11 protein-coding genes and 1 pseudogene are annotated in these 10,391 nt (G+C 29.1%); all 12 read left to right on the plus strand.

The window, feature by feature from the left end:
• Position 1: 1 nt before the first annotated feature.
• Positions 2-1,417: a tail tube TT1 domain-containing protein gene (locus HMPREF3241_RS07350; RefSeq protein WP_002499652.1), complete on the plus strand. Its 1,416-nt coding sequence runs from the start codon at positions 2-4 to the stop codon at positions 1,415-1,417.
• Positions 1,401-1,997, plus strand: a complete 597-nt coding sequence (locus tag HMPREF3241_RS07355) for a hypothetical protein (RefSeq protein WP_002499651.1) — start codon at positions 1,401-1,403, stop codon at positions 1,995-1,997. The genes HMPREF3241_RS07350 and HMPREF3241_RS07355 overlap by 17 nt, the downstream gene beginning before the upstream one ends.
• Positions 1,998-2,010: 13 nt before the next feature.
• Positions 2,011-3,012, plus strand: coding sequence for an SGNH/GDSL hydrolase family protein (locus HMPREF3241_RS07360; RefSeq protein WP_002499650.1), 1,002 nt, complete (start codon positions 2,011-2,013; stop codon positions 3,010-3,012).
• Between the two features lie 14 nt (positions 3,013-3,026).
• Complete coding sequence (locus HMPREF3241_RS07365) at positions 3,027-4,304, plus strand: phage baseplate upper protein (protein ID WP_070853571.1); 1,278 nt, start codon at positions 3,027-3,029, stop codon at positions 4,302-4,304.
• 19 nt (positions 4,305-4,323) lie between these two features.
• Complete coding sequence (locus tag HMPREF3241_RS07370; RefSeq protein ID WP_002499648.1) at positions 4,324-4,719, plus strand: phage holin family protein; 396 nt, start codon at positions 4,324-4,326, stop codon at positions 4,717-4,719.
• A gap of 8 nt (positions 4,720-4,727) precedes the next feature.
• Positions 4,728-6,560 (plus strand): glucosaminidase domain-containing protein, encoded by a 1,833-nt coding sequence (locus tag HMPREF3241_RS07375; RefSeq protein WP_032606850.1) that lies wholly within the window; start codon positions 4,728-4,730, stop codon positions 6,558-6,560.
• 51 nt (positions 6,561-6,611) lie between these two features.
• Positions 6,612-7,529, plus strand: a complete 918-nt coding sequence (locus HMPREF3241_RS07380; protein ID WP_070853572.1) for a peptidoglycan recognition protein family protein — start codon at positions 6,612-6,614, stop codon at positions 7,527-7,529.
• A 108-nt stretch (positions 7,530-7,637) separates the two neighbouring features.
• On the plus strand, positions 7,638-7,853 hold the full coding sequence (locus HMPREF3241_RS07385; RefSeq protein ID WP_002499645.1) for a hypothetical protein: 216 nt from the start codon (positions 7,638-7,640) through the stop codon (positions 7,851-7,853).
• Complete coding sequence (locus HMPREF3241_RS07390; protein WP_002499644.1) at positions 7,843-8,298, plus strand: DUF2335 domain-containing protein; 456 nt, start codon at positions 7,843-7,845, stop codon at positions 8,296-8,298. Before HMPREF3241_RS07385 ends, HMPREF3241_RS07390 begins: the two co-directional genes overlap by 11 nt.
• Positions 8,299-8,807: 509 nt before the next feature.
• On the plus strand, positions 8,808-9,014 hold the full coding sequence (locus tag HMPREF3241_RS07395; protein WP_002499642.1) for a hypothetical protein: 207 nt from the start codon (positions 8,808-8,810) through the stop codon (positions 9,012-9,014).
• 408 nt (positions 9,015-9,422) lie between these two features.
• On the plus strand, positions 9,423-10,067 hold the full coding sequence (locus HMPREF3241_RS07400; RefSeq protein WP_002496216.1) for a hypothetical protein: 645 nt from the start codon (positions 9,423-9,425) through the stop codon (positions 10,065-10,067).
• Positions 10,068-10,113: 46 nt separating this feature from the next.
• Positions 10,114-10,358 (plus strand): annotated as a pseudogene (locus HMPREF3241_RS12295) (IS5/IS1182 family transposase); the annotation flags it as partial.
• Between the last annotated feature and the right edge of the window lie 33 nt (positions 10,359-10,391).

The raw sequence follows: 10,391 nt of genomic DNA on the forward strand, positions 1-10,391 counted from the left end.
ATTGATTAAATTAATAAACCACGATAACAATGCATTTTTTCTACCTGTAAAAACAGAAGTGGTTGAAAAAATTAGTGGTGAAAGTGAACTGAAATTTGAGTTTAGTGAGTATAATTATAATAGAGAAATAGTCAACGCTATCACAAGAAAATGGATTATCACTAATGTAGATGGTATTGATGACAATAAAAAGTATGTAGTTACCATCGTTAGAAGAGAGTCTAATTCTAATCTCGCTAAAGTTTCAGTAATAGCAAAAGAAAAGCAAATTGATGACTTAAAAGCACGTATTATTTATCAAAATATCACTGGACATTATACTGCTAAAGAATACTTTGATTTAATTTTCGAAGATAGTGGATATAGATATGAATTAGAATCCAAAGTTGGATCTTTAAAGTGGGAAAATGCTGGTGATGGAACGACTAGGTTAGAAAATTTTAAAAAGGGTTTAGAACGATACGGATTAGAATTTAGTTTTGACTCTAATACTAATAAATTCCATTTGACTAAATATGTTGAAAATATAGCTAATTATTATATTAAAAACGGTACTAATGCATTGAACTTTAAATTAGAAGAAGACTCAAATGCATACTATACCTGCGCATCAGGTTTTGGAAATTATAGTCAAAATGATAAGTTTCAAAACGCTCAATTGCAAATGGAATATAGACATCCTTTAGCCGATTCAATAGGAATTTACGAAGCGCCACCGATTAAAGACGGTAAAATTACTAATGAAAAACTGATGAGATCTAAATTAATTGAAGTTGTAACTAACTCATTAAAACAATCTTTGACGCTAGACTTTATTACTTTAAAAGAGAAATTTCAGAATGCAATTGCTAAAGTAGGAGATTTAGTACCTGTTAAAGACGATACTATTAATGTTTTTGATGAAATAAGAATTATAGAAGTCAAAACTATTAGAGATATTAATAACCAAATAGTAAAACAAGATGCAACTTTGGGAGATTTTAAGAAAAAGGACAGATATTTAGCATTAGTCAATAGCAGCGTAAATTATGTGAAAAGCTTAACTAAAAAGCGTGATGACGATTATTCTGATAAAGATAAAATAAAGAATTTAGCTTTAGAGGCTTCTAAACTTATAGGTATGTCCCAATCTCTAAATTTTGATAGTTCAGGGTTAAAAAGTATTAATCAAAACTTGATTGTAGCTTTTACAAAGTCTCAGGGGATACAAATAAGTTCTGATTATGGAGTAACATACAATACTCTGATTGACGGTAATGGATTAAATATGAATCTTATTCCATTAGCTTCACTAAACAATAATGGTTTAATGTCGATTGAAGATAAAGAAAAACTAAATAATATTAATTCAGCAGGCTCTAGTAATTTAGGGTCTGTTTTTTATAAGGAAGTGAATAACTTTGACTCAAATAACTAAAGCTAGAACATTAACTTATGATGGGGAAGAAGTATATGCTAGAACTCATATTGATGTCGTAGACGGACTTGATAAAAGTTTACTATTAACACCTGATCAAAAAAATAAAATTAATAGTTTTTCTCAAGAGAGTTTAACCGTTGCTACCCCAGAAAAAGCAGGTTTAATGTCAGCAGAGGACAAAAAACGTTTAGATAGATTAAAAACAAACTCAAATGAATACTCAGCTAGGATAAATAACGTTCCATTAAATAGTACTTTAATTAAACAGGATATAAATTTATGGCCAAGTAATCAACAAACGGTAAATTTAAATAAAAGCATTTCATCTTGTAATAATGGAATTATTTTAGTTTGGCGTTTAGATGAAACTGATGATTTATATCATTACCAATACTTACCTAAGTTACATGTTCAACTGCATAGAAATGTAAAAGTGACCGAAGTCATACCTATAAACTTATCTGGGCAAATATGTACGAAAGTTGTAATTGTTAATGATCAACAAATTAGAGGGACAGATGATAATTTTAAAAATAACGCTAATAAAATTCGATTACACGAAATACTAGAATATTAAGGAATGATTTTATATGAAAACTAATTTGTCACCAGTATTTAGAGACTTCAAAAAAGATGTTGAAGAAAATTTCAAAGAACTTGCTAAGTTCATTCCTAAAGGTGATAACACTATAGTTAAACAGGTGAACTCTGAATTTGATAATCGCTATGATCAACTAATAAAAGAAATTAGAGCAATAATTATGCCTGAGGTGTCACCACTTGAAATAACAGAAGAATTTTTAAAAAGTAAAATTGATATGTCTGGTAATGTACATAAAACACTTTCTGAACGTATTAACAGCGATATAAATAATATCAAAAATAAAGATAGATTAAGCAATCTTAAAGTAACAACTAATGGAACTCTAGTTTACGACTACTCTGTCCTGTCAGATAGTATCAAAAAAATTAGAAATATATATTGTATAGGGGACTCTGTAGCACGTGGTAGTCGAGCTAAAAAAAATTACGGACAATTCTTATCTGAAAAGTTAAATGTTAGAACAAATAATTTTGCTGTAGGTGGCGCAACTTTTTCAACAACAAGTAATAATAATATTTATAAGCAAGCAAACCAAATTCAAAATGCGGATTTAGTTATTGTTCAAGGTACAGATGATGATTGGCTTTATGGTAATGGTATTGAAATCGGAACAGATAAAACTGATATAAATACTTTCTATGGCGCTTTTTATCAAACTATAAAATTAATAAGACTACAAAATAAAGGTGTAAAAATAGTTTGTATGACCGCTACAAGACAATTACCTGTTAATGGAAATCAGATTAGACGTAAAGATACTGATAAAAATTCGCTAGATTTAACTTTAGAAGATTATGTCAATGCACAAGTGTTAGCCTGTACAGAATTAGGTGTGCCAGTATTTGATGCATATCATACAAATATTATTGATCCTTATAATCCTGCATTTAGATCCAAATGCATGATAGATGGATTACATCCAAATGAATTAATTCATGAAGTGATTATGTACGAATTATTAAAAAACTATTATTATTTTTACGGTTAAGGAAGGTGTAGTAAATGGCCAATCAAGAATTAACTTTTGATATTACAAAATTAGGTACTCAGCAAGAAAAGCAACAATATATTGTTAGTCGTGTAGGGGATGGCGGTTTAAAAGCGATTACTATTTCAGTAACATCCAACGGGACGCCATATAATATTACTGATTTAGAACCCATTTTCGAAGGTATAAAACCTGATGGAGAACATATTATTGATACTACTGGTGGGACAGTAGTAGATCCAAAAAATGGAGTGTTTAGATATATTTTTCCACAACAAGCAAGTACTGCTGAGGGTGATTATCAACAAGCATTTTTCAAATTAAAAAGAGGAGAACAAACTGATTCTACTATCGAGGTAGATGTAAAAGTTCTAAAGAATAAAGTGGAATTTGGTATAAATTCTGAAAGCTATTTTACTGAATATCAAAAAGAATTAGAACGTTTAAGAACTACAGTTGAATCAGGATTAAGAGAACTTAACAGCACTTCTGAGAATACTAAGACTAAGATTCAAAGCCAATTAGAAACTGCAAACATGCTTGATGTTCAAATTAAAGCATTAAAATCATCAATGGAAAGTAAAGAGTTGGTAACCAAATTTGAACTAAATAACCAAATAAACCAATTGACTGAACAAGTGTCTGATTTTGCAACTTCATTACAAAATAGCAAACAAAATACTGAACAAAAAATTAAAGAATTAGTTAGTGATAAGTTAGATGGTTCGATTAGTGGAGAAGCAATTGTAAATCCCGCTAATATTAATAAATCAGGATTTTATTATTTTAATTCTACAACACAAAATATGCCTGTAAGAAATAGTAATAATGCAGATGGATATATTCAGGCAATAATGAAAGACGAAAATAATGGGATGTTAACTATTTTAGGCACTGGACTATCTATCGAGAAATATAAAGGACAATTATATCAACGTTGGAGATCATCACAACCAATACTACTTTGGAGAGGATCAGCTAAAAAAGATACAACAATTGAATTAAAAGATAGTGTTCATAATTATCTCAATTTAATAATAAATGTTAGTTTCTATACTGATAGTAATGCTACTAAATTTGTTACTGTTCCAAATAATGGACAAAAAGTATATCTCAATCAAATTGGATTAAGGTTAACAAATGGAAATTTAAAAAATGGATACTTGGAAGAAATTGGGATTCTAATCAAAGATGATACACACTTAACAATTACAAAAACTCAAATAGCTACAGATAATGAGCCAGCTGTAGATTCAACAGCAACTATTACCGCAATTTATGGAATTTATTAATAAATGGAGTGAGCAAGCAGTGGATACAGCAAAGATGTACAGCATAGAGGTAGAAGATTTTATGAGTTTGATTTATTCAGGTAATAAAGTTTTTATTTATTTATTACTTATAATGATTTTTATTGATATATTTACTGGTATCTTAAAAGCTATTATTAACGGAAATCTTTGGAGCCATAAAGCAATAACTGGCTATGTAAAAAAGATTGCATACTTATGTGTAATTTTAGTGGCTAATACTTTAGATATAATTTTTAGGCTTGATGGAATATTAATAAATAGCTCTGTATTATTCTTAATCTTAACTGAAGCTACAAGTATTATTGAAAATGCTGATGCTATAGGTGTACCAGTTCCCGAGATGTTGAAAAAAAGACTTAACCAAAATAGTGATTATAAAGTTAAAGACAACTAGATGAGGTGATGAATGTGTCATTACCGACAAATCGAATACCAACAGCTGATGAAGTAGTTAATTGGGCAAGCAGCATTATAGGGCAAAGAATTGATGTTCCTGGTTCAGGTTATGGAGCTCAATGTTGGGATTTACCTAATTACTTGTTTTACAAGATTTGGGGATTTAAAACACCTGGAAATGCTAGAGATATACCTTTTTATAATAATTACCCTCGTGGATTTCAAATTATAAGAAATACACCTGAATTTATACCTGAACCAGGTGACATAGCTGTATGGACTGCGGAAAGTGACCCTTGGATAAGATGGGGACATACTGATATAGTTATCGGACCTTCTACAAAAGACTATTTTTGGGGTGTGGATCAAAACTGGTTTGATGTTAATGAAAATTATGGAAGTCCTGCTGCAAAAGTTAAACATAGTTATTACGGAGTAACACACTTTGTACGACCTCCATACACTAAAAGTAGTCAGTCTGATGTGAAGTCTGTTGAAAATAGAGAGACTTTATCTAACAATAAATCTACTAAAGTTATTAATAAAATTAGCTTTACTACTTCAATACTAGAAAAGAAAAAGACAGAAACACTATCTCACTATATAGTGGAGGGCAAAAAAAGAAGTAGTAAGCCTAGTAAAATTTTAATAAAAAATCGTGATTCTGTATTAAATACACTAGAATTATATAAATATAGAGATACTCTTAACCCGAATGATATTTCTCATTTTTATATAGATAGAAATTATATTTGGGAAAGTAGAGCAATGGACTTTGATGTGCCTAACTATGAAAATTGTATTGTTATTGAAATAAATGAAACAAGAAATATAATAAGTAGCCATTTTTTAATGAATGAAATTACTACAATGGTAAAAATTAAAGAAATATGTGATAGGTATAAACTACCTTTTAACGAGAATACTATTCAAATAGATAATAAAGCTTGGAAGACAATTGAGTTTCACGTAGGTAAAAAAATAAAAGAGGTAAGTGATTTAAAATTTAAAGATAAAACAGATGCAGTTAAAGAACTTATTGAAATTTACAATATAAGAAATGAACTTTTAAATCCTCATACAAAAGATGTATTGATACCTGTTACAATAAATATTTCTCAAGAAACTAGTAATAAAATTAATTCTAGTGGAAATAAAGTAGAAAACGTAGTGAGTAAATACACTTTGAGTGAGGCTTTAAATATACAGTTTTCTTTAAATCCTCCTCCACAAACTAATAATGGCTATACTTGGTATGGTGCAAGTAGAGATCAGACAAGTAGAGCTATGAATACCAATTTGATTTTTAATGACAATGTACAAAAGTATCAGTTATTAAAATTAAATCAATTTCAAGGAATTTCAGTAGATAAGTTGAATCAAATTCTTAATGGTAAAGGTACGCTTTCAGGTAAAGGGCAATCATTTTCAGAAGCTGGTAGAAATAGTGGCATGAATGAAATTTATCTTATTGCTCACGCCTTTTTAGAGAGTAATTATGGACGATCAAATTATGCTAGTGGAAGTTATGGTGTTTATAACTATTTTGGTATAGGAGCATTTGATAATAATCCTGATAATGCAATTGATTTTGCTAGAAATCATGGGTGGACCTCTCCTGATAGCGCTATTAAAGGAGGAGCTAAATTTGTTGGACGATCTTATTTCGATGTTGGACAAAACACTCTTTATAGAATGCGATGGAATCCATTAAAACCAGGACAACATCAATATGCGACGGATATATCTTGGGCAAAAGTTCAAGCTCAAATAATTAGTGAACTTTATAATAAAATTGGTTTAACAGGAGAATTTTATATTTATGACAAATACAAGTAGCTATTAAAATTGATAGCTACTTTTTTATATTCAAGAAAAGAGGTTTTTATAATGACAAAAGAATACATAGGAGAATGGAACGGTGTACCCGTATATACAGACTTTTTACCTTATGGAACAAGACGAACAGGACAACCATTAGACACAGGTAGCCCAATTTTTGCAGTGTACCATGATACAGGTAATCCAAACAGTACGGCGCAACACAATGTAGATTATTATAAAAATACTTACATGCAAGATTGGGATTCAACTGCTTCAGCACATTTCTTTGTTGATGATAAAGAATGTATTATCTGTGTGCCTTTAGATGAAAAAGCATGGCACGTTCTATACGATACACCAACAGATAACTATTACTTTGGAGATGATGCAAATGATGCTGCATTTGGTGGAGAATTATGTTATTTTTCTGATGATAGAGAACAATCATTAAAAGCATTAGATAATTTCGCACGTGTCTTTGCAGTATTATTTGAATCATGGAATATCGACCACTTTAATAAAGCTCCTGGTCATCAAGATATTCAAGATGATAAACGCGATCCAGGTAATGCACTTGAAGCATGTGGTTATGGTCGTGATGAAATCGATGTGATTGATAATTTAGTGCAACGTTATATTGATGGCGAAGATGTTGATACAGAAACAATTGTGAATCAACCTGAAGAACATGACGAAATTATTGAAAAGAAACCAGTAGGCTGTACACGTGTCAAAGTTTGGTCTGAAGAACCTTATTATAGAGGTAGAATTAAATATGATGCTTCATTACGTGAACGTGCAGGTAGTAGTTTTGATAACTATAGTTTTGCTAAAGAAATTGATGTACTTGAAGCGGGTACAGAAGTTTATATTTTTGAAGAAATTCAAGATCCACAAGGAAATATTTGGTGTAGAACATATTCACCAAGTAACAATGGCTGGGTGCATAAGCACACTATTGAAGTAGAAGAAGTATATAAATAATTTAAAAGGGTAGTCAGAAATGGCTACCCTTTTTATGATTAAAATGTTTAATTATTTTACAAAAAGCATAAGAAGTGGTATATAATAATTTTAAAGGAGGAGATCATTATGCAGGTAATATTAAAAACCTTAAAAAACGCATTTCTGATTTCTGGAGATTTGAATGCCAATATAGGGAAAGATAAAATTCGTTATCATCGATACTTGATAGATTCTAAAGTAGATTCAGAAGAACTAAGCAATGATTGGTATAAAGTTGGTGAAGACCTGAATAAATCGATAAAAAATTATAGAAACAGAGAGTTAATGTATAATGGAAGATAATCAAATAGATAAAGTAGAAAAAGAAGGAGTAGAAGAGGAAGAAGTTTTAAAAAGATTAGTAGAAGAAGCTGATCCAGAAGAACGTAAAGTTATTATGCGTAAACTCTCTATAACTAAAAGAGGACCGCTTCCCGACTCAAAAGAGTTTAAAGAGTATGAAAGGGCATTACCTGGAGCAGGAGATAGAATTTTAAAAATGGCTGAGAAAGAACAAGAGAATCGCATTGCAATTACTAAAAATGAACAAGAAAACTATTATAAAAGCAATGATAAATTAACAATTTTAGGTGTAATAAGTAGCACAATAATTTCTATATGTGGTATAGCTGGTTCTGTGATTCTTGGTGTAATGGGTCAACCATGGGCCTCTGGTATAATCGGAGTATTATCACTAGGAAGTATAGTTGCTAATATATTAAAAGCTACAACGAAGGATTCTGAGTAACAAAACAATATAAATTTTGTTATATAGTCATAACTTTATTCGGGTTATGGCTATTTTTTGGTAGAATATAAGAAAAAGATTTCTATATTTGCGAAATATATTTGAGGTTAACTGTTGTAACAGTTACCTTATTTTTATGATTAAAAAAGATAAAAAAAGTAAAAAAAAGGGTTGTTTATAACGGTTAATCGTGATAAAATAAGCTATACCAGTTGAAAGGAGGACAAAAAAGTGTTAGAAAATATTAAAACTATAACAGAAATCGCCTTTTATATAATGTCCACATTAGCCATAATCAAGACATTAATAAAAGACGATAAGTAATGAGACAAAGCCCGAAAGGGCTTGTCTAATTATACTCTAACACTTAATAAATGATATGAAAACAATTTATATTATTTTAATTGTACTGATATGGTTAAACTTGTTTTTAGGTAATGATATAAGTCAAGGTATTATCGCATTATTAACAACATTAGCATTAATAAATTTATTAAAGGGGGGAAAAAATGGACGAAATCAGTAATATTATTGAAAGTATAAGAGGACTATTAAATAAGGATACGGGCTATAAAATATCAAAAGGTAGCGGTGTACCTTATCAAACCGTTCAAGATTTGAAGAATGGTAAAACATCAATTGAAGACGCTAGATTTAGAACGGTTATAAAGCTATATAATTATCAAGTAGAATTAGAACAAAGTGATGAAAAATAAAACAAGGCTCTATCTTTTGCTACATAAGGGATAGAGCCTTGTTAGTTGCCCAGTGTAAATAATTTATTATATTGGGCAACTAAATGGGCAACTACAATTAATTTACGATACATTAATAAAAAGTAAAAACATTGATATAAAGCGATTTAACAATTTAATAAACCTTATTATACCCAATTTGCTAAAATAGAACTCAAGTATCCGAATGGGAAAGAGAACAGTATATTAAGCAATACTAAGCGCTAAACAATTTCAGGGAAAACCTAATAGGGGTAAGGAGTTAAGGCATTTTGCCTTAGCTTCTTTTTTATATAGTTTAGATGGACAATACTATTAAATTATATTATAGAATTTATACTTGTCTGCTATTCAAAAAATATTTTAATATATAAAATATGGGGTGATTAAATGGACTTATATACACATATAGAATTCTTATTATTAGATATACTTGATAAAACACCATCTATTTATTATTCTTTCTTTACAATTGCGTTAGGGATTATAATTTATTCTATTAAAGAATGTATTAGATATTTTAATGAAAAAAAGATTCATAAAGCTAAATACAATTTAGAATATATAAGACCTATATTACAAGAAGCACATATTAAAGTTAATAAATTAAATCAAGCTTTTATAGATACATACAACGACATAGATTCATATAGTGATTTGAATTTGGAACTTTTAAGTAAACTACCAGAAAATGAAAGAAGAAAGTATGAAAAAGAAGAAATTTATAGAATATATTATAATATTGAAACAAATATAAATAGATTAAAAAAAGCTTGTCGAGAGTTTATTGCATTTATGAATGTAAACAAAATCTATTTTTCAAATGAGATTTTTTATAAAGTTATAGAGATAGACATTACTGTAAACACCAATCATATTAGTTTATTAAAAAGCATACAAAAAGAAGTTGTAGAAAAGAAAAATCCTAATACATTGAAAGTTGGTATTTCTGAAGATTACAAAAGAAATCAAAGAGATTATAGATTTTTACAAGATGCATTAGAACAGGAAATTGAGAAGCAATTAAAAGTATGAAACTAAAATATGTAATATTCTTTAAACTTAAGAAGAAACATAAAATGAAAAATATAACAATTACATCTTTAATACTCAAAATTGGAAATATGACGAAATTAATGATGAATTCATTTGTCCGAACAATAAAAGACTAGGATTTAAAAGATATGCCTATCGTCATGATAAATATGGTTTTAAACGAGACTTTAAATTATATGAATGTGATGATTGTTCAGAGGGTCCTCTGAAACACCATTGTTTGAACTTCAATTCAAAAGCAAATAAAAAATAATGAAGAATTATAATTTGTAATATTTTAAAGCCCAAATTAATAAAAAGCTT

It is taken from the genome of Staphylococcus sp. HMSC34G04 (assembly GCF_001838765.1).
Taxonomy (GTDB): Bacteria; Bacillota; Bacilli; order Staphylococcales; family Staphylococcaceae; genus Staphylococcus; species Staphylococcus epidermidis.

What these genes read in the sequence shown, in the direction of transcription:
- HMPREF3241_RS07360 (WP_002499650.1), top strand. Translation starts at nt 2,011, where the DNA reads ATGAAAACTAATTTGTCACCAGTATTTAGAGACTTCAAAAAAGATGTT.
- HMPREF3241_RS07365 (WP_070853571.1), top strand. Translation starts at nt 3,027, where the DNA reads ATGGCCAATCAAGAATTAACTTTTGATATTACAAAATTAGGTACTCAG.
- HMPREF3241_RS07375 (WP_032606850.1), top strand. Translation starts at nt 4,728, where the DNA reads ATGAATGTGTCATTACCGACAAATCGAATACCAACAGCTGATGAAGTA.
- HMPREF3241_RS07380 (WP_070853572.1), top strand. Translation starts at nt 6,612, where the DNA reads ATGACAAAAGAATACATAGGAGAATGGAACGGTGTACCCGTATATACA.
- HMPREF3241_RS07385 (WP_002499645.1), top strand. Translation starts at nt 7,638, where the DNA reads ATGCAGGTAATATTAAAAACCTTAAAAAACGCATTTCTGATTTCTGGA.
- HMPREF3241_RS07390 (WP_002499644.1), top strand. Translation starts at nt 7,843, where the DNA reads ATGGAAGATAATCAAATAGATAAAGTAGAAAAAGAAGGAGTAGAAGAG.
- HMPREF3241_RS07395 (WP_002499642.1), top strand. Translation starts at nt 8,808, where the DNA reads ATGGACGAAATCAGTAATATTATTGAAAGTATAAGAGGACTATTAAAT.
- HMPREF3241_RS07400 (WP_002496216.1), top strand. Translation starts at nt 9,423, where the DNA reads ATGGACTTATATACACATATAGAATTCTTATTATTAGATATACTTGAT.